Origin of the sequence: Companilactobacillus alimentarius DSM 20249 (genome assembly GCF_002849895.1) — a bacterium.
Taxonomy (GTDB): Bacteria; Bacillota; Bacilli; order Lactobacillales; family Lactobacillaceae; genus Companilactobacillus; species Companilactobacillus alimentarius.
In genome coordinates, this window is sequence record NZ_CP018867.1 from 364161 (window position 1) to 384516 (window position 20356).

The following is a 20356-nucleotide window of genomic DNA, read 5'->3' on the forward strand; positions in this document are numbered from 1 at the left end:
TTAAAAATAATAAAAAGTGTCATATAATATACGAATGATGTCTTAAAAAACCTATTTAATAACGTCAAATGTTTACAATATCACCATTTTAGGGTAATATTACAAAGTATGAGATCGTTGAAATACCGGAGGGATAATATAAATGTCTGCTAAGGCTAAATTTACAAAAAAAGAAAAAAATACTGGTGAATTGAAATTTGAAATTGACCAAGATACGATTAAAAAAGGTTTAGATACTGCCTTTAACCGTGTTAAGAAGAGCTTAAATGTTCCTGGATTCAGAAAGGGAAGAGTACCTCGTCAAATCTTCAACCGTATGTACGGTGAAGAAGCATTGTACGAAGATGCTTTGAACGCTGTTCTACCAGATGCATACCAAGGTGCTGTCGATGAAACTAAAGTTGAACCAGTTGATCAACCACAAATCAGTGTTGAATCAATGGAAAAAGACAAGCCATGGGCTATTACAGCTACAATCACTGTTAAACCAGAAGTAAAACTCGGTGATTACAAAGGTATCGAAGTTAAGAAGCAAAAACGTAATGTCATGAAGGCTGATGTTGAAGATCGTCTTAAAGACCTTCAAAAACAACAAGCTGAACTTGTTCTTAAGGATGGCAAAGCTGAAAAGGGCGACACAGTTATTATTGACTATGTTGGTTCTGTTGATGGTAAGGAATTCGATGGCGGTAGTGCTCAAAACTACTCACTAGAACTTGGTTCAGGTTCATTTATTCCTGGATTCGAAGACGAATTGATCGGTCATTCTGCTGGAGAAGATGTTGACGTTAACGTTACATTCCCAGAAGACTATCAAGCTAAGGAATTAGCTGGTAAGAAGGCTATCTTCAAGACAAAGCTTCATGAAGTTAAGTCAAAAGAATTGCCTGAATTAGATGATGACTTTGCTAAGGATGTTGACGAAGATGTTGATACTCTTGAAGAACTAAAGACAAAGCTTCATGATGAAATTAAGGATCAAAAGAAGGAAACTGCTGAAGAAAATATTCAAGAAGAAGCAATTTCTGGTGCTGTTAAGAATGCTAAGATTGATGACATTCCACAAGCAATGATCGACACAGAAGTTGATAACCAATTGAATCAATATTTGGCTAACTTACGTCGTCAAGGTATCGATCCTAAGTTGTACTATCAAATGACAGGTACAGATGAAGATACTTTGAAGAAACAATTTGCTAAAGATGCTGAAGAACGTGTTAAGACAGACTTAGTTATTGAAGCAATTGTTGCTAAAGAAGATATTAAACCTACAGAAGACGAAATCAAGGACGAAGTTAAGTCACTTGCTGATGAGTATAAGATGGAAGAATCAGCCGTTAGAAATGCTCTTAGTGATGATATGCTTGCCCATGATATTGGCGCTAAGAAAGCAATTGAATTGATTGTTGATTCAGCTGTTGAGAAATAGTTATCTTTTGAATTAGAATAAAGGAAGCCAATGAGGCTTCCTTTTTTTGTAAAAGGATAGCTTCAAACTAATTACTTTACTCGCAGTTGTTACAATGCTAGACTTTCAAAGTAATTGGAACTATTGAAGGAGAATAACTATGTTTGATAGTACAGAAAATACTGGCACGATTAGCTGTTCGTTTTGTGGTAAAACACAAGATCAAGTAAAAAAGATTGTTGCTGGACCAGGTGTGTACATTTGTAATGAATGTATTGATTTATGCAAGGAAATTATTGATGAAGAATTAGATGATTCAACACCAATGGATCTTGAAAATATTCCAACACCTGTTGAAATCAAGAAAATTCTTGATGATTATGTGATTGGTCAAACTGATGCCAAAAGAGCTTTGTCAGTTGCTGTTTATAATCACTATAAGCGAATCAATAAGATGGAACATCTAAAAGATGGTGAAACAGAATTACAAAAGAGTAATATTGCATTGATTGGACCTACTGGTTCAGGTAAGACATTTTTAGCCCAAACTTTAGCTCGTATTCTAAAAGTACCATTTGCTATTGCTGATGCAACGACGTTGACCGAAGCAGGTTATGTTGGTGAAGATGTTGAGAATATTCTTTTGAAGCTTTTGCAAAACGCTGATTTTGATGTTGATAAAGCTGAGCATGGAATTGTCTACATTGATGAAATTGATAAGATCGCTAAGAAAAGTGAGAATGTTTCTATCACTCGTGACGTTTCTGGTGAAGGTGTCCAACAAGCTCTATTGAAGATTCTTGAAGGAACAACTGCTAGTGTGCCACCACAGGGTGGAAGAAAGCATCCTCAACAAGAATTGATTCAAATCGACACAACTAATATCCTCTTTATTGTTGGTGGAGCTTTTGACGGAATTGAACAAATTGTTAAGAATCGTTTAGGCGATAAGACGATTGGTTTTGGTGCCGAACAAAAAGCAACCGTTGCCGAAGAGAAGAGTTTGATGCAACAAATTATTCCTGAAGATTTAATGAAGTTTGGGATTATTCCTGAATTCATTGGTCGTATTCCAATCGTTACAGCGCTTGAGAAGCTAACAGAGAGTGATTTGGTTGCTATTCTTACAAAGCCTAAGAATGCCTTGATTAAGCAATACAAGGAATTATTGAGCCTTGATGGCGTAAACTTGATCTTTACTGATGGAGCTTTGAAGGAAATTGCCAGAATGTCCATTGAGAGAGATACTGGTGCCCGTGGATTGAGATCAATCGTTGAAGAGACAATGCTTGATACGATGTTTGATATTCCTGGTCGCGATGATGTTGAAAGCGTCAAAGTGACTAAAGATGCTGTTAGAAAGATCAAAGAACCAGAATTGATTCTAAAAAATGGAGAAGTTGCCTAGTGGGCAGCTTTTTTTGTTTATGGTAAAATTACTTCATTGAGGTGAATTATGCAGGTAAATAATGTATCAATGAATTTAAGCGCAGTTAGCTCTAAACAATATCCTAATGAAGGTTATCCAGAGATAGCCTTATTAGGACGTTCTAACGTAGGGAAATCATCTTTGATAAATACACTCATAAATCGTAAAAGCTTTGCGAGAACGTCAAGCACACCAGGAAAAACGCAAACATTGAACTTCTATAATATTGAAGATCAATTGTATTTAGTTGATGTCCCTGGATATGGATTCGCTAAGGTTTCTAAAAAGCAGCGAGAAGAATTCGGTGTGATGATCGAAGAATATTTAACGACTCGTGATGTTTTAAAGGGCGTTGTTATTTTAGTCGATGGACGTCATCAACCTAGTGAAGACGATATTTCGATGTATCAATATGTTAGTTATTATCATATTCCTACACTGATCGTGGCTACGAAAATGGATAAGGTTAAAGGCAACCAGTGGAATAAGACTATTAGCCAAGTGAAAAAATCAATGCAGATCAATCAAACTGACAATCTTCAACTGTTTAGTGCTGAGACTAAACATGGCAAAGATGAAGTCTGGGATTGGATTGAAGACCACATGAAAGCCTAAGTTTGTGAAATAAACAAAGAGAGTAGAAAAATTCTTATTAGGATTTTTCTACTCTCTTTTAATATTACAATTTCAAATTAAAGATTGTTTAAATTAATTATTTCTTTAAAAATAAATTCATTATTTTCAAAAGTGAATTTCAAAATACTGCCGTTACTAAAACCGGAAGTTATAATTTTATCAAGGTCAGTCCATAAACCAGTGAAGTTCATAATTGAACCAGCATGACTGACGACTAAGACAGTTTGATTATTCTGATTCATAAGATCAGTCAAAGTTTTCTTGATGCGAGTTTTATTTTCTTGAGCACTTTCGCCACCATATTGCATGAAGAAATCGTCATATTGTTTGTTAAAATCGGTAATCTTAGGATTCAAGTATTCATGTTCACCTTCAAATTTACCAAAAGACATCTCTCTTAAGCCTTTGAGACGCTTATAGGGCATATCTGTGACTAATTCCAAAGTATCGCTTGATCTTTCGGCAGTGGAACAATAGGCTGCATCGAATTTAATCTGGTGTTCTTTAAAATATTGACCAGCTAATTGAGATTGTTTGATTCCTTCCTCTGTTAAAGGAGAATCACACCAACCTTGAATTTTCTTTAGAATGTTGAAAAGCGTTTGACCATGCCTCATTAAATAAAGTGTTTTTACCATTGTTATCCCTCCATAAAAGCACTTACATTATACAATAATATTTATACTTGCCAAAAACTCTTGAAAAAAATAGTAGTTCTGTGTATCATCGTAATTATAATAGATTTTAGTTTTAATTTAAGTAGTAATTTACTTCGGTGATCAGAGAATTGACGTTTGGTGTGAGTCAAGCAGGGTAAATTATCAAATACGAGACTAGAATTCGTGTCCTACGTTATAGGAGTAAAGAGCAAGTAGCAATACTTGAATTTGGGTGGTACCGCGCATGAGCGTCCCTGCATATTTTGCAGGGGCGCTTTTTTTCTATAACGGGGATGGAAAATAGGAGGAAGTACAATGAATATTATTGATGAATTATCATGGCGTGGATTGATCAATCAACAGTCTGATGAGGAAGGTTTACGTAAATTGGTTGACCAAAAGGCCATCTCACTTTACTGTGGAATGGATCCAACTGGTGACTCTATGCATATCGGACATTTGTTGCCATTTATGACGATGGAAAGATTTGCTAATGCTGGAAATCACCCATATATTGTTATTGGTGGGGCAACTGGATCAATTGGTGACCCTAGTGGTAAAAAAGCTGAGCGTCCAATGCAAACAATGGACCAAGTTAATCACAACGTAGAAGCTTTGAGTAATCAAGCTAAAAGAATTTTTAGTGATTTTACGATGGTGAACAACTATGACTGGACTAATCAAATTGGTATTCTTGATTTTCTACGTGATTACGGTAAATTATTTAACGTCAACACCATGCTTAACAAGGAAATCATTTCTAGTCGATTAGAAGCAGGAATTTCTTTCACTGAATTCACTTACCAAATTTTACAATCACTTGATTTCTTAACATTGTACCGTCAACATGATGTGCAATTACAAATCGGTGGTGGCGATCAATGGGGTAACTTAACTGCTGGATTGGATTTAATTCATAAGGCTGAAGGACAAGATGCCAAGGTATATGCTTTGACGATTCCTTTGCTTTTGAAGGCCGATGGAACTAAGTTCGGTAAGACTGCTGGTGGTGCTGTTTGGTTGGATGCCGAAAAGACTTCACCATACGAATTCTATCAATTCTGGTTCAATCAAGATGACAAAGATGTTGTTAATCTATTGAAGAAATTTACTTTCTTAACTAAAGACGAAATTGATGAATTGGCAGAGTCAGTTAAAACTGCTCCAGAAAAACGTTTAGCCCAAAAGACATTGGCTCAAGAAGTAACAAAATTTGTCCATGGTGAAAAAGCCTTGAAGACAGCTGAAAAAATTACAGATGTACTATTTTCAGGTGAAATCCAAGCTTTGACTACTTCTGAAGTAGCTGAAGCCTTCCATGGTGTACCAAGTGCTGAAATCAGTAATGAAAAAATTAATTTAGTTGATTTATTGATTGCAACAAATGTTGATAAATCTAAGCGCCAAGCTCGTGAAGATATTCAAAACGGTGCTATCAGAATTAACGGCGAGAAGTTAACTGATACAACATTAGAAATTGATCCAAAGGATTCATTTGATGGAAAATATGTTGTTATTCGTCGTGGTAAAAAGAAATACTTCTTGGCAAAAATTAAATAAAACTATTGACTGAAAATGTGAAATCGTTTATATTATTTGCAACGAAAACTTTTAATCGAGTCCTGTGAGGCTTGGAAGGTTAATTACATTTGGCAGAAAAAGTGTAAGCTTCCTTTCCTTGTGGGATAGGAAGTTTTTTGTTTACTTAAAAAACTAGGGAACTTTTAATCAGATCCAGTGAGGTCTAAAAAGTCTAGCATCAAACAAACTTTTTAGGGGTAGCTGGAATAAGAGCTACCCCTTTTAATTTGGAGAAAACAATGAAAAATATACTTTCTATGTCACAGTTATCAAATCAAGAAGTAGAAGATTATCTTAATGCGGCTTTGGAATTCAAAAACGGTCGACAATCTAATATCGGTCAAGGTAAGTTTGCTGTTAACATGTTTTTTGAAAACAGTACTAGGACCAAATCTAGTTTTCAAGTAGCAGAAATGAAGTTGGGAATGCAACAAATTGTTTTCGATGCACAGAGATCATCAACTAAGAAAGGTGAGAGTCTCTATGATACTTGTCGGACCTTGGAAAGTGTCGGTGCAAATCTAGCTGTCATCCGTCACAGCCAAGATGAGTATTATAACGAACTTTTAAATCGTAATTTCAATATTCCCATTATCAATGCAGGTGATGGTGCCGGACAACATCCCTCACAATCTTTACTCGATTTAATGACAATTTATGAGCATTTCAATCGATTAGATAATCTCAAAGTTGGAATTATCGGAGATCTCAGCCATTCACGTGTGGCTCACTCTGATGCTGAAATTTTGACCCAGTTAGGCTCAGGGGTTTACTTTGGAGGACTTGATTCATGGTATACAGCTGAATTTAAAGCCATGGGACCTCACAAATCAGTCGACGACCTCTGTAAAGAAATGGACGTCGTGATGTTACTTCGAGTTCAACATGAACGTCTATCAGCTCAAGAAAATCAAAAATTTTCTAAAGCTGATTACTTTGAAAAATATGGACTTGATATGCGACGAGTCAATTTAATGAAACCTAAAGCAATGTTAATGCATCCGGCCCCAGTTAATCGCGGAGTTGAAATTGCTGGCGACGTTGTAGAATGCGATAAATCGTATATTTTCAAACAGATGGTCAATGGCACTTTTATTCGAATGGCAATGATCGAATCCGTTTTGAGAGGGAGCAAATAATGAAAACATTAATAAAGAATGCTCGATTATATTATCAAGGTCAATTGACCCCAGCAGATCTTTTAATAGAAAATGGGAGATTTACGCAGATTGCTGAAGAAATTTCAACCGTGGGTGTTCAAGTATTAGACGCCAAGAAACAATTAGTAACTCCTGGTTTAGTCGACGTTCATGTCCATTTCAGAGAGCCTGGTCAAGTTCATAAGGAAACTATCAAGACAGGAACGCAAGCTTCGGCACACGGTGGGTTTACGACTGTAGGAGCCATGCCAAACGTTACCCCAGTACCCGATAATGCAGAAAAATTTCAAAAACAATTGAATTTGAATCAGAAGAATTCTTTAATCAATACTCTACAGTATGCGCCCGTAACTAAAGGTGAAACTAGCGACGAATTAGTCGACATTGAAGCTCTATTTAAATTGGGAGCCTTTGCCTTCTCTAATGATGGGCACGGTATTATGAACGCACAGTCAATGTTTTCAGCTATGGAAAGAATTTCAGCAATCAATAGTCATCTGGCTGCACATGTTGAAGATAAGAATCTTTTCAATCATGGAGTGATCAACTTTGGTTCGGCTTCGCAAAGACTAGGATTACCAGGTATCAAGCAAGTTGCAGAAACCTCTCAATTGGCACGTGATCTAGTTTTAGCTAAGGAAACTGGTGTACATTACCATGTCTGCCATATCTCGACGAAAGATGGCGTACAGCTGGTTAGGATGGCTAAAGATGCAGGAATCAATGTTACTTGTGAAGTTACACCGCATCATTTATTGTTCAATGACGAAGATATATTAACTGACGACGCTAATTTTAAAATGAATCCACCACTGCGGAGTCAAATGGATCAAAGAGCGTTATTAGATGGTTTAGCAGATGGCACGATTGACATGATAGCAACTGATCACGCTCCACATGCTCAAGAAGAAAAAAATCAAGGCTTTGAAAAGAGTGCCTTTGGCATTACGGGAATTGAAACTTCATTTCCATTGATGTATACACGTCTGGTTAAAACGGGTTTGATCAGTTTAGAAAAATTAATTGACTTAATGTCCACTAAGCCTGCCCAAATATTTGGACTTAACAATGCCGGAACAATCACGTTAAATCAAAAGGCTGATTTTACCATTATTGATTTAGACCAGGATTTTACCATTGCAAAAGCTGACTTTTTATCTAAAGGAAAGAATAGCCCCTTTATTGGACAGTCCGTTTTTGGAAAAGTAGAAGCCACTTATGTTAATGGCAAGCCAGTCTATACAAACGAATGCGAGGAGTAAAAATGGATAAACCAGTTATAGTAGCATTAGATTTTGCAAACGAGGTTGAATGTATTGATTTCTTGGATCAATTTCCTAAGAAGCAATCATTGTTTTTAAAAATTGGCTTAGAAATGTTTTGTCAATATGGCTATCCGTTCGTCAAAAAATTACGGGAACGTGGTTATAATATTTTTCTCGATTTGAAATTACATGATATTCCTAATACTGTTAAAAGAACTTGTCAGATGATTGCCAAGTGGGATGTCCAAATGCTAACAATTCATGCCAGTGGCGGCTCCAAAATGATCAAGAGCGCTAAAGAAGGATTAGCGGGCTCCAATACGAAGCTGCTAGCCGTGACGCAATTGACCTCATTAGGACAAGTGGAATTAACTAATGAACTACAAGTCACGTTACGATCACAAGATTATGTTACGAGATTAGCTAAACTAGCTTTTACAAACGGAGCCGATGGCGTTATCTCATCTGCCTTAGAAGTTCCCATGATCAAAGAAGTTACCAGTGAGAGTTTTCTCTGTGTCACGCCAGGCATTCGTCCTAAATCTAGTAAAATCGGTGACCAAAAACGAGTTGCCACACCGAATCAAGCTAAAAAACTTGGAAGCGACCTAATCGTGGTAGGGAGACCAATCACTCAAGCTAAAGACAAATACAATGCCTATGTGAAAATTGAAAAGGAATGGAATAAATAATGGATAAAAAAATAGCAACCGATATTGCCAGTCAATTATTAAGAATTAAGGCTGTAACATTAAGTCCTAAAGAACCCTTTACTTGGGCTAGTGGTATTAAATCGCCAATTTATACGGATAATCGTTTAACTATTGCCTATCCTAAGTTCCGTCAAACGATTGCTGAAGATCTAGCAGTCTTAATTAAAGAAAAATATCCTGAAGTAGAGGTCATTGGTGGAGTCGCTACAGCTGGGATTCCTCACGCTACAGGAGTTTCTAATATTCTTGATTTGCCTTTAAATTATGTTCGACCTAAGAAAAAAGATCATGGTAAAAAAGGTCAAATCGAAGGTCGCTGTCAAACTGGGGATAAAGTTGTTTTGATTGATGACTTAATTTCAACCGGTGGCAGCATTTTAAAAGCGGTTGATGCAGTTCGTGAAACTGGAGCAGAAGTTATTGGCACAGTAGCTATCTTCTCGTATGATTTGCCAGAAAGTACGACTAATTTTGCCATAGCAAAAACAAAATTGTATACATTGACAGATTTTCCAACATTAGTTCAGGTGGCCAAAGAACAAAATTATGTTGAAGAAAATGACACAGAACTATTAGAACAGTGGTATCAAAACCCAGAAGGATGGTGCAAATAATGGATTTATATAAAGCAGTACGTCCATTGATCTTCAAAGTTGACCCTGAAGTTGATCATCATTTAGTGGCCAATGGTTTAAAAATGTTTAATCGGACTCCACAAGTTTTACAGATGATGTTTCAAACAAAAAAATATGCTAATTTAAAAGTTACAGTCAAAGGCGTAGATTTCGATTCACCAATTGGGATAGCTGCTGGTTTTGACAAAAAGGCTGAATTTTACAATAGTTTAGGTGCTTTGGGTGCAGGATTCGTTGAAATTGGTAGTGTGACTAGGGAAAATCAACCGGGAAATCCTAAGAAGAGGATTTTTCGTTTAACGCAAGACCAAGCTATCATTAATCGAATGGGTTTAAATAATCTAGGCATTGAAGAAACTAGAAAGCATTTGGCTAATACGCCTAAACATGTTGCCTTAGGAATTAGTGTGGCCCCAGGACATGGATTGAGTAGTGAAGAAATGGTTGATGAAATGGTCAACGATATTAAGGAAATTCATTCCTTTGCTGACTATATTGCTTTGAATCAAAGTTGTCCCAATCAAAAAGGTGTGACAACTCTACAGGAGATTCCAGTAGCTAAACGCTTATTGCAAAAAATTCATAATTTACATATTAAAGAACCAGTTTTTTGTAAGTTTGGAAATGATATCACTGCAGAACAATTGATTGAATTGATCAATGAAACCAAGGGCTTAATGGATGGGGTCATTTTAACTAATACAGCTTCCAACCCTAGTAAAGTTTATAATAATTTGAAATCAATTAATCGTAATGAAGGTGGCGGATTGAGTGGTAAGCCAATCTTTCTTAAATCATTGAGTTTGACTAAAGCAATTCATCAAGCTTTTCCAGAGCTTCCAATTATGTTTTCTGGCGGTATCTTCACGCCAGAAGATGCACAAACAGCTCTAGAAGCGGGTGCTAGTTTGGTTCAAGTTTATACAGGCTTCATTTACAATGGACCAACGCTTCTAGAAAAGATTAATCGTTACTTGTCTGTTAATGAAGTGTTACGTAAATTGGATTATACTTCCGTTGCAAAATCACCAGATCATAGTCAACAAGATGTTGAAGTTATTGATATTAACGAAGATAAAAAGATTGAATTAGATGCTAATTCTGGTGCTTCTTTTCATGAAGAATAGAGTTGAATTAGAAAGCTGGAAATACAAAAAAGTTCTAAATTAAGAGGAATTATCCTTTTAATTTAGAACTTTTTTGATTATTTAAATGAATAAAGTAAAGGCAAAGCCAACGATACCAACTAAAAGTCCGTATAACAAAGCTGGTAAAACAGTTTTACGTAAGACATTGCCCTCTTGACCACTGAGCCCAACGACGGAACTAACTGAGACAATATTGTGAACACAGATCATATTACCTGCTGCGGCACCGATTAATTGAGCGGCTAAGACTAATTCTTTGCTGACATTAGCATTTGTAGCAATATCTGCCTGAATTTGTCCAAAGGTCAAAGTTGAAACGGTAGTACTACCAGTAACGAAAGAACCTAGTTGGCCGAGGAATGGGGCAATGATAATCCAAATACCAGAGAGATATTTAGAAATAACTTCGGCAATATACATAGGCATGCTAGGTAATTTAGCTACATTGAGTTCAGAATTAGTAAAGATCTGAACCATGATCAGTGTTACAACTAGGGCTATAGCGGTTGATTTCATTGAGAAGACAACTTTTTTAGCAATTGGAAAGAAGTTTTTTAAAGATTTAACTTGAATTAGTAAACCTAAGATAACTGCAATTGTTAGGAGTGTTCCGGGAGAATACAAGAATTCCCAATCAGAATTAACTTGTGAAAACCCTAAAATGTTTTTCCATGATAAGTTGACATTATTTACCAAAAATTCTTTTAACGGGGCAATTGTCCGTGTTGCTAAAAGCATTAAGATGACAATGATATATGGTGACCAAGCAGTTAACAAGGACATTTTTTTCTCGGAGGCAATTGTTTTAGTGGAAGTAGTCCAAGGACTTGTGAAACTGTCCTTGGGTAGTAAGAATTTCAATTTGATAGTTAAAATAGCAATGATAATAGTTGCGAATGGAGCCAGGATGGAGACAAATTCGTAGCTGAGTACGAATGAAACTAAAATAGCAAAGATACTATAGACTAGTCCAATAAATAATGACCAAGGAACTAATTTTAAAAAGTCTTTTTTTTGATGACCATCATTCTTGCCAAATATAAAGACAAGAATAAAAATCAACATCAATGGCATAAAGGTCCCAGCAAAAAAATCTAATTGAGTGATACGTTGACCAATACCATTGAGAAATTCACTTTTTTCGCTGACATTACTTAAACCAACTGTTAGCGGTGTTCCGACAGCTCCAAAAGAAGCAGGAGTGGAGTCAGCGATTAAAGCTAGTGTAACGGCAGCCATTGGTGAGAATCCCAGAGCAATCATTAATGGAGCTGTAACCATGGCAGGAGTTCCAAATCCTGAAACACCTTCAATTAAGCCTCCAAATAAGAAAGCTACTAGAATCAGTTGAATCCGCATGTCCGCTGACAACGTGTGAAACCCTGAATTGATACGATCAATAGCTCCAGTATGTTGAAGCATATTGAGCATCATTAAAGCTCCAAAAAGAATCCACAAAATCGGTAAGGATTTATGAATAGATTGAAGAATTGAAGCCAGTAAAGCCTTTGAAGGCATCTTCCAAATAAAAAGTCCTTCTAAAAATACAATTGCCGCACTAATTGACATTCCCTTAGTGGCTGGCATATTGATAATCCCCAATAAAATTAATGGCAAAATGACTGCCGAAAGTGCAATTAAAATCATAAATAACTCCCTTAAAGCAATTTAATCCATTATATAATTTTTCACTACGCATAGCTAATTAGAACACAAACATAACATTTCTTTATTTCAAACTTAATTACTGTTTTATGAATATTACTTTGACACACATAGTAATTGGTGATACATTATAATCATAGAAACAAGGTGAGGCATTAATAATGAAACCATTAATTTCCAAGGATATTATTCGTGGTCACACGACGACGATTGTTTTAAATATTTTAAATCAAACTGACAGTTATGGTTATGAAATAGCTAAGAAAGTAAAAGAATTGAGTCACAGTAAATACGAAATAAATGAAGCAACACTATATACAGTTTTTAGACGATTAGAGAAAAATGGCGATATCAGTAGCTACTGGGGCGATGAAAGCCAAGGCGGACGTCGCAAGTATTACCAGATAACTGCTCAAGGCAAGACAACTCTAATAGAGAATATTAAGGCTTGGAATTTTGCCAAAGTCGTTATTGATGATTTGATACTAGGAAGGATAGATGATCATGAATGAAGAATTAAATGAATTGGTTGATAAAAAATTAGATAAGATTTTTGCGGATTACTCACAGACTAAGGATTTGAATGACTTACATGAAGAATTGGCGGCGGATCTATTAGCAGCTGCAAAAGATAACCTGATAGAAGATGTAACGCCAAAAGAAGCGGTTGATCAGGCTTTTGAAGATTTTGGTGATATTGATGAAGTAATTGACTCAGTTCTCAATGAAAATAATTCTAAAGAGAGTGATCACTATCATAAAACTCTTCACGAACATAATTTTGACGTAGATACTAATGGGGTCCGTCTCGACGATGGTAAACTTTTAAACATTGATGAGGATGGCATTACGGTCAACGGTGGTAAAACGATTCGGATTAATGATGAAGGTATTAAAGTGGGAAACATGACGATTGATGAGAATGGCGTTAGTTTTGGTAAAAAATCTAAGCATTCAACGCATAAGTTTCATGCCCAATTCAACAAAGATAACTATGACACCGAGGTTAATGTAGAATCGTTGCCATTAATTGATGAGAGTGAATTTGAATTTGCAGGATTGCAAAACATAATTATTTCCTATAAAAGTGCTAGTTTGAAAGTTTTGGCAACTGATGGCGATAAAATTAAAATCCGTGAATACATGTCACGTTCTAATCCTAATTATCAGGTGAAAACAGATTTGAATGGCGATACTCTAAAGATTACACAAGGCGATGTTCCACGCTTCTTATCCTTAAAGTTAAAAGTTCAAATACTTATTCCAAAGCAGTTTTCAGGGCTACTAGATGTTTATAATCATAGCGGAAAGATTCAAGTTCGAGATTTAAATAATTTGCAACAAGGTATTGTTAAAACTCAAAGTGGAATAATTTATGGAAATAATTTAAAGGGTAATGAAATAACAGCCAGTGCTGGGTCAGGCAATGTGACTTTGGAAAATATTTGTTCTAATGATCAATTGGTAATTAAAACAAATAGTGGCGTCGTTAATTTGGATTCTATTAATAGTGTTAAATATCAAATTGAGGCCAAGAGTGGCACAATCAAGGCGCTTGATTTAAGTGGTGCTGGAGTAATTGGAGCCAAATCCGGTACAATTAAGATTATTTATAAAAAAGTTACCGGAGATATCACAGTCGATAGTGGTAGCGGGACAATTAAATTGGAAATGCCAAAAGAAGATTCTTATACATTCGACTTAGAAGCAACTTCTGGAGTTGTTAAAATGAAACGGAATGCTCAATTAAAACACGATATTTTTAATTTAAAAGAAGGTCAGGTTGGAAATAATCCCCAATATAATTTAAAAGCAAGAGCCAAATCAGGTACGATCAAAGTTGAATAGTTTCTTGATAGTATTGTTCAAATCAAAATGACACCTACTGAGTAATTTCAGTAGATGTCATTTTTAGGTCAATTTATTTTTTGATCAATTACTTTTAAAGCGTTGGAAAGTCGATAAAGTGAATTTTTCCGATCGTGTAATTGGGTCCATGATAAGTCAAGTTTGATTTGGCCACCATTGACGACTAAGACTAAATAAAATGGTTTTCGTAGCCAGGGAAAAATTGACTGTCTAGTGGGATTGATTGTGAGAATATTAGTTAGATCGAATTTTTCCTTTTGTTCGATGACATAATAACTCTTCACTTGGGAAAAACTAATGAATTGAAATTCCGTTATATCCGGCAATAGAGTCATTTTTAATCTATCAAAATAGGAGTCCATTTTATAATAAGAAATTCCATGTTTTTCGACTTGCCAGTGACCAAAAAGTACTGAGAGATTATTTGGATAGTAGATGAACAACATGAAAATTAGAACAAGCAGAAATAAGGAAATGGCAAGTTTAAAATCAAAATAAGCACCAATCCCACCTGCGATTAAACTGAGAATAAGACTGATCATTATAGGACGACGATTAATCTTTTTACCGAATTCAATTGAGTTGGTCATTTGCGTTATCCTTTCTTTAAATCTAATAATATTGTAGTATCTAGTAAGCGCTATCACAAGTGCGGTTGTAAGAAATTATTTTCAAGTATTTTTTTGGAAAGCATTGTAAAAGCTAAATTTATCGTATATTCTACATATATCATATAGTGATAGAGGAGGATACATTTATGGGGAAAAAAGTAAAAAAATGGCAAATGCCGTCCGCATATACCATCTTATTTTTTCTGATAATCCTGGTGGCAATTTTAACTTGGATTATACCTGCCGGTGAATATGCGACAACTAAAGCCGGAAATATTATTGCAGGTACCTATAAAGCCCGAGCAAGTAGTCCCCAAGGAGTTTGGGATGTTTTCATGGCACCAATCAACGGAATGGTAGGGACTTCAGAAACTGAAGGATCAATTTCTGTTTCACTGTTTATCTTAGTTATTGGTGGTTTCTTAGGAGTCGTTAATAAGACAAAAGCATTAGATGACGGAATCAGTGCTACTGTAAAAAAATACAGCGGCAAGGAAAAAGCTTTGATACCAGTTTTAATGGTCTTGTTTGCAATTGGTGGTTCTGCTTATGGAATGGGTGAGGAAACAATTGCCTTTTACCCTATTCTGATACCAGTTATGATTGGAGTCGGTTATGATTCGATTACAGCTATTTCCATTGCTTTAATTGGTACACAGGTAGGATGTTTGGCCTCAACGGTCAATCCTTTTGCCACTGGAGTTGCTTCACAAACGTTGAATATTTCACCAGGTGATGGATTAATACCACGAATGATTCTTTTGGTAATTGTTACGGTGATCAGTATTGTTTACGTAATGCATTATGCTGAAAAAATTAAGAAAGATCCATCACAATCTTATGTTTTTGATCGTCGCCAAGAGGATCTTAAAGAATTTTCAATGCCTGAAAGAAGTATTGATGATAAATTGTCTAAGCGTCAAAAAATTGTACTTTGGTTATTTGGCTTAACATTTTTGATTATGATTGTTGGCTTGATCCCTTGGTCAAGTTTAAATGATAATTGGACTTTCTTTGATAGTTTTACAAAATGGTTGACAGATATTCCATTTTTAGGTGCTTTGATCGGTAAGGACCTAGTACCATTAGGTTCTTGGTACTTCACGGAGATCACGACGCTTTTCTTCATGATGTCAGTTGTGATCATGTTTGTTTTCAGAATGAAAGAATCAGAATTTATTGATGCCTTTCTTGGCGGAATGAATGAGTTCTTAAGTGTTGCCATTATCGTTGCTGTTGCTCGTGGTATTCAGGTCGTAATGAATAATGGGTATATTACAGCAACTGTATTACATGCTGGTGAAACAGGACTTCAAAGTCTATCTGCTGGGGTCTTTATCGTATTGACTTATATTTTCTATATTCCAATGTCATTCTTGATTCCATCAACTTCAGGATTGGCTGCTGCGACGATGGGTATCATGGGACCATTAGGCAAGTTCTCAGGCGTTGACGGTTCCTTAGTTATTACTGCCTATCAAGCAGCTTCTGGTTGGGTCAATTTGATTACACCAACTTCTGGTGTTGTTATGGGTGCCTTAGCTATTGGACACGTTAATATCATTAAATGGTTCAAGTACATGTGGAAATTAATGGCAATTCTTTTCGTTGTCGTGGCTATCTTTTTGGTTGTTTGTGCTGTTATTTAAATAAGGAGGAATTCAAGATGGAAAAGTTTATCACTGATGAAATTCAAAATGAAGCTATTGAGGATCTTTCAAAAATAGTTGGTATTGCCTCTTATAATGAGAAGGCAGAATCAAAGGCACCATTTGGTAAGGGTCCTAAAAAAGCTTTGGAACAGGTTTTAGCTATTACCGAGAAATTAGGCTTTAAAACTTACGAAGATCCAGATGGTTACTATGGTTATGCTGATATTGGAACAGGTGATCAAACCTTTGGGATCGTTGGACATATGGATGAGGTCCCAGCCGGTAATTTGGAAGCTTGGGATGTTGAACCTTATAAATTAACAGAAAAAGATGGTAAATTGTATGGTCGTGGAACCCAAGATGACAAGGGACCAACAATGTCTGCAATCTACGCTATTAAGGCAATTCTAGACAAAGGATACAAATTAAATAAAAAGATTAGAGTTATCTTTGGTACTGATGAAGAGATTCTCTGGAGATGTCTGGCAGAATATAATAAAAAAGAAGATCCAATTGATTTAGGAATAGCTCCCGATGCTGAATTTCCTCTGATTTATGCCGAAAAAGGATTACAACAATCATATTTAGTTGGACCAGGTTCAAAAGAATTACATCTAGACTTAGAGAATGCTTTCAACGCAGTTCCAGGCAAGGCCGTCTATGACGGTCCAAAACAGACAGAAGTTTTCGAAGCTTTGAAAAAGCATGGTTTTGAAGCTGATAAAAAGGATAATTCCATTGAAGTACACGGTAAATCTGTTCATGCAATGAATGCTCCTGAAGGTGTAAATGCAGTTGTTAGATTGGGTATAGCGCTAGCCGAGGTTTACCCACAAATCAAAGTATTGCAATTTTTGAAGGCTTTTGGTGAAGATGCTAACGGGACAAACTTACTTGGGGATGTTTCGGATGACGTATCTGGTAAATTAACCTTCAATATTTCTAGTCTTAAGATCACAGATGATGAATCAAGAATGCAAATAGATCTAAGAATTCCTGTTAAAATCGATCATGACCAATTAGTTCAACAAATTAGCGATGCTGTAGCTAAGTTTGGTTTGAAATATGAAAACTTTGATTACGTGGCACCACTTTATGTTCCAACAGATAGTGAATTAGTTAAGACTTTAATGTCTACGTATCAAGATTTAACAGGCGATATGAAGTCGCAGCCTGCGATTTCTGGGGGTGCGACATTTGCCCGGACGATGCATAATTGTGTTGCCTTTGGGGGAATGTTGCCAACGACACCAGATTTCATGCACCAAGCCAATGAAAATTGGAGTAAAGCTGACATGAGAAAAGCAATGGAGATATTTGCTGAGGCAATTTATCGTCTTTGCGTGAAGTAATATGAAATAAGCAATTTAATCGTATCAATTCATTTTGAATTGGTACGTTTTTTGATTTCAGGACAAATAATTTGTTTTATATCTTGAAATTAGGTAGCGTAACAGTAAGAAAGTTTTAGTTTTTATATATTGAGGTGTAATAGAAATGTTTGATTATAATACACAAGCATCAAAATTTAAGTTTCAAGGCGAGATCGTTGTTCCAGGTGATAAAAGTATTGGTCACACGGCGATAGCACTGGGTGCATTAGCAAACGGAGTTACACAAATCAGTAATTTTTCCTATTCAGATGATTTGACTGTTACCGCTAAAGTCTTCGAAAAATTAGGAGCTAAAATTCATACTGAGATGAGTACTGATGACATGATAATTAAAGGGGTCAATCATCAGCTTAAATCATTAGATGAACCTTTAAACGTTGATAACGTAGGAGCTTTAGAGAGTCTTTTATTAGGAATCTTAGCAACTAATACAAATGAGTACGTGATTCAGGGTGGAAAATATCTCAGTAAGAGATCCATTCAACGATTAGTTAAATTGCTTAAGGAAATGGGTGTCAAAATTCAACAATTAACGGATAATGTTTTACCAGTAAAAATTCAAGGCAGTGACAATTTAAAGGGGATCACTTATCAACAAGATATTTCTAGTGCTCAGATTAAAAGTGGTCTGGTTTTAGCAGGTATCTATGCCAAGTCACCGACTGTTATTATTCGAAAGTTGCCAACTAGAGACCATACCGAGATACTAGCCAATTATTTTGGAGCCAATATTGTTACGACACCGGAAACAATAACAGTAAACCCTGAAAAAACTGAGTTGACGGGTCAAAGTTTAACAATTCCAGGAGATTTCTCATCGGCAGCGCTTTATATTGCTGGAGCACTTTTGTCAAAGGGTAGTCAGATACGTTTACCTAAAGTCGGACTTAATTCTACCCGTATTGGTTTATTAAAAGTGGCTAAGCAAATGGGTGCAAACATAATATTGGAAAGTCATTCAATTAACAGTGTAGAACCATTCGGAGACTTGGTAATTAAGTCGCAGCAGTTACACGGTACAAAAATAACCGCACAGCAAGTCCCATTTATTATTGATGAAATACCCTTGGTTGCTCTGATGGCTTCACAAGCTGAAGGACAGACTGTTATAGAAGGCATACATGATGTACATTTACAATTAAGTGATCGTATTAGAAATATGCGTGTTGAATTAGCTAAATTAGGGATCATTATGCAAGTGAATGACGATTCAATCGTAATTGAGGGAGAACAGAAAATCAAAGTCAAGGATAATGTCGATAGTCACAATGATCATCGAATCGCAATGATGCTTTGTATCGCCTCAATTTTGACAGAAACCCCGTTTAAGATTAAAAATATTGAATCAATTGATATCTCGTATCCTAGTTTCCTCTCTGATATGAAGAAGGTTTTAGTAGCTAGGTAATTCAGAAAGGTACTTCTTTTTTTAGGAGTAGTGTCGTATCATTAATGTAATTGAATTATGTAAGGGGTTACTAAATTAATGATTAAATTTATTGGGACTGATCTAGATGGGACATTATTGAATAGTTACAGTAAGGTCTCTGCTAAAAATGTGCAGGCTATTCGTGATGCTGTCAATTCCGGAATTGTATTTGCAATTTGTTCGGGGAGAACGTTGCATTCGGTTAATAAATATTTTGTCAAAGATTTAAAAGTGTCGGGATACCGCGTTGTTTTAAATGGGGCGGTTGTAGTGAATGCTAATGGAAAGATGGTCATAGATCGGCCGCTCGATCGTGATATCGTAGCTGAGATTTTAAAGCGAGCAGAGTTTAGTAAATTCAAAATTGTTTTGGATGGTTTAAATGATACTTACATTTATGATCCTAATCACAACTGGAATACTTATTTTGAAGGGATGAGCCGGCATCACTACAAAGCTCATTCAGTGCAGGATTTGATGAAGTTAAATAATCAAGAAGATCTTAATATTTATAAGGTTTGTTTCAGTTGCCCACCAAAACGATTGGCAGAGTTACAAAAAAAATTGGAATCTTTTACAGCTTTGCCAATAACCATCAGTCGCTCAGGTAGCAATTATTTTGAGATTAATGGACAAGACATTACTAAGCTGTCCGCTTTGCAACATATCTCAGAATTAGAAAAAATACCGATGACTGATTTTATGTGTTTTGGTGATTATGGAAATGATTTAGAAATGGTTAAAGAAGCAGGTTATGGAGTGGCAATGGAAAATGCTATCAAAAATGTAAAAGATGTCGCTTGGAAAACTACTTTGACGAATAATGAAGATGGCGTTGCTAAAATGATCAAAAGAGTTTTAGCAAAGGAATTTGATTGAAATTAAGACTGGGAATTAATTTTTGAATATTAAAATGATGGGTTCAATGACTTTAGAATAAGTTATTGGACCCATTATTTTATTAGATCATATAAAATTTACATGTTTTTTAATAAAAACATCTTGATAAATTGGGAAACAAGTTATACAATTTAGGTGTTCTATGAAAGCGTTTTAAGCAAGCGTTTTTAATAAAAAACAAATAAATATTTTAATTCAAGAG

General features: G+C 35.7%; 18 protein-coding genes. 15 read left to right on the top strand and 3 right to left on the bottom strand.

The features are described 5' to 3' along the window. The first annotated feature begins 142 nt into the window (after nucleotides 1-142). The 3 genes from tig to yihA all read left to right on the top strand — a co-directional run bounded on the left by tig (nucleotide 143) and on the right by yihA (nucleotide 3452). Nucleotides 143-1429, top strand: coding sequence for a trigger factor (gene tig, locus LA20249_RS01880; protein ID WP_057739335.1), 1287 nt, complete (start codon nucleotides 143-145; stop codon nucleotides 1427-1429). 139 nt (nucleotides 1430-1568) lie between these two features. After that, entirely contained in the window at nucleotides 1569-2816 is a 1248-nt protein-coding gene (gene clpX / locus LA20249_RS01885; protein ID WP_057739336.1) for an ATP-dependent Clp protease ATP-binding subunit ClpX, read from the top strand. 48 nt (nucleotides 2817-2864) lie between these two features. After that, nucleotides 2865-3452: a ribosome biogenesis GTP-binding protein YihA/YsxC gene (gene yihA / locus LA20249_RS01890; RefSeq protein ID WP_057739337.1), complete on the top strand. Its 588-nt coding sequence runs from the start codon at nucleotides 2865-2867 to the stop codon at nucleotides 3450-3452. A gap of 77 nt (nucleotides 3453-3529) precedes the next feature. On the opposite strand, the gene LA20249_RS01895 is transcribed toward yihA, so the two are convergent. Next, on the bottom strand, nucleotides 3530-4111 hold the full coding sequence (locus LA20249_RS01895) for a histidine phosphatase family protein (protein WP_057739338.1): 582 nt from the start codon (nucleotides 4109-4111) through the stop codon (nucleotides 3530-3532). 336 nt (nucleotides 4112-4447) lie between these two features. Between LA20249_RS01895 and tyrS the strand changes: the two genes are divergently transcribed. The 6 genes from tyrS to LA20249_RS01925 all read left to right on the top strand — a co-directional run bounded on the left by tyrS (nucleotide 4448) and on the right by LA20249_RS01925 (nucleotide 10613). Next, complete coding sequence (gene tyrS, locus LA20249_RS01900; protein ID WP_057739339.1) at nucleotides 4448-5692, top strand: tyrosine--tRNA ligase; 1245 nt, start codon at nucleotides 4448-4450, stop codon at nucleotides 5690-5692. A 260-nt stretch (nucleotides 5693-5952) separates the two neighbouring features. Continuing rightward, nucleotides 5953-6852 (top strand): aspartate carbamoyltransferase catalytic subunit, encoded by a 900-nt coding sequence (locus LA20249_RS01905; protein WP_057739340.1) that lies wholly within the window; start codon nucleotides 5953-5955, stop codon nucleotides 6850-6852. Further along, nucleotides 6852-8135 carry a dihydroorotase gene (locus LA20249_RS01910; RefSeq protein ID WP_057739341.1) on the top strand — a complete coding sequence of 428 codons (1284 nt, stop codon included), beginning with the start codon at nucleotides 6852-6854 and terminating at the stop codon, nucleotides 8133-8135. Before LA20249_RS01905 ends, LA20249_RS01910 begins: the two co-directional genes overlap by 1 nt. Before the next feature lie 2 nt (nucleotides 8136-8137). After that, a complete protein-coding gene (gene pyrF / locus LA20249_RS01915) occupies nucleotides 8138-8830 on the top strand; it encodes an orotidine-5'-phosphate decarboxylase (protein ID WP_057739342.1) in 693 nt (230 codons plus the stop codon). Further along, entirely contained in the window at nucleotides 8830-9465 is a 636-nt protein-coding gene (gene pyrE / locus LA20249_RS01920; RefSeq protein ID WP_057739343.1) for an orotate phosphoribosyltransferase, read from the top strand. The genes pyrF and pyrE overlap by 1 nt, the downstream gene beginning before the upstream one ends. Further along, the gene (locus LA20249_RS01925; RefSeq protein ID WP_057739344.1) at nucleotides 9465-10613 is read left to right on the top strand and encodes a quinone-dependent dihydroorotate dehydrogenase; all 1149 of its coding nucleotides are present in this window, start codon (nucleotides 9465-9467) and stop codon (nucleotides 10611-10613) included. Before pyrE ends, LA20249_RS01925 begins: the two co-directional genes overlap by 1 nt. Nucleotides 10614-10694: 81 nt before the next feature. Here LA20249_RS01925 and LA20249_RS01930 read toward each other — a convergent pair whose 3' ends face one another. Beyond that, nucleotides 10695-12281 (bottom strand): L-lactate permease, encoded by a 1587-nt coding sequence (locus tag LA20249_RS01930; RefSeq protein WP_057739345.1) that lies wholly within the window; start codon nucleotides 12279-12281, stop codon nucleotides 10695-10697. A 179-nt stretch (nucleotides 12282-12460) separates the two neighbouring features. Here LA20249_RS01930 and LA20249_RS01935 point away from each other — a divergent pair, with 179 nt between their 5' ends. Next, nucleotides 12461-12811, top strand: a complete 351-nt coding sequence (locus LA20249_RS01935) for a PadR family transcriptional regulator (protein WP_057739346.1) — start codon at nucleotides 12461-12463, stop codon at nucleotides 12809-12811. Then, the gene (locus tag LA20249_RS01940; RefSeq protein ID WP_158294584.1) at nucleotides 12804-14147 is read left to right on the top strand and encodes a DUF4097 family beta strand repeat-containing protein; all 1344 of its coding nucleotides are present in this window, start codon (nucleotides 12804-12806) and stop codon (nucleotides 14145-14147) included. Before LA20249_RS01935 ends, LA20249_RS01940 begins: the two co-directional genes overlap by 8 nt. A gap of 68 nt (nucleotides 14148-14215) precedes the next feature. Here LA20249_RS01940 and LA20249_RS01945 read toward each other — a convergent pair whose 3' ends face one another. Beyond that, nucleotides 14216-14758 (bottom strand): hypothetical protein, encoded by a 543-nt coding sequence (locus LA20249_RS01945; RefSeq protein ID WP_057739348.1) that lies wholly within the window; start codon nucleotides 14756-14758, stop codon nucleotides 14216-14218. A 167-nt stretch (nucleotides 14759-14925) separates the two neighbouring features. On the opposite strand from LA20249_RS01945, the gene LA20249_RS01950 reads away from it, so the two are divergent. From LA20249_RS01950 to LA20249_RS01965, 4 genes are all read left to right on the top strand, one after another. Continuing rightward, a complete protein-coding gene (locus LA20249_RS01950; protein ID WP_057739349.1) occupies nucleotides 14926-16428 on the top strand; it encodes a YfcC family protein in 1503 nt (500 codons plus the stop codon). Between the two features lie 17 nt (nucleotides 16429-16445). Then, complete coding sequence (locus LA20249_RS01955; RefSeq protein WP_057739350.1) at nucleotides 16446-17783, top strand: M20 family metallopeptidase; 1338 nt, start codon at nucleotides 16446-16448, stop codon at nucleotides 17781-17783. Nucleotides 17784-17928: 145 nt separating this feature from the next. Next, nucleotides 17929-19233: a 3-phosphoshikimate 1-carboxyvinyltransferase gene (aroA, locus tag LA20249_RS01960; RefSeq protein WP_057739351.1), complete on the top strand. Its 1305-nt coding sequence runs from the start codon at nucleotides 17929-17931 to the stop codon at nucleotides 19231-19233. A 78-nt stretch (nucleotides 19234-19311) separates the two neighbouring features. After that, nucleotides 19312-20133 carry a Cof-type HAD-IIB family hydrolase gene (locus LA20249_RS01965; RefSeq protein WP_083477950.1) on the top strand — a complete coding sequence of 274 codons (822 nt, stop codon included), beginning with the start codon at nucleotides 19312-19314 and terminating at the stop codon, nucleotides 20131-20133. Nucleotides 20134-20356 lie beyond the last annotated feature (223 nt).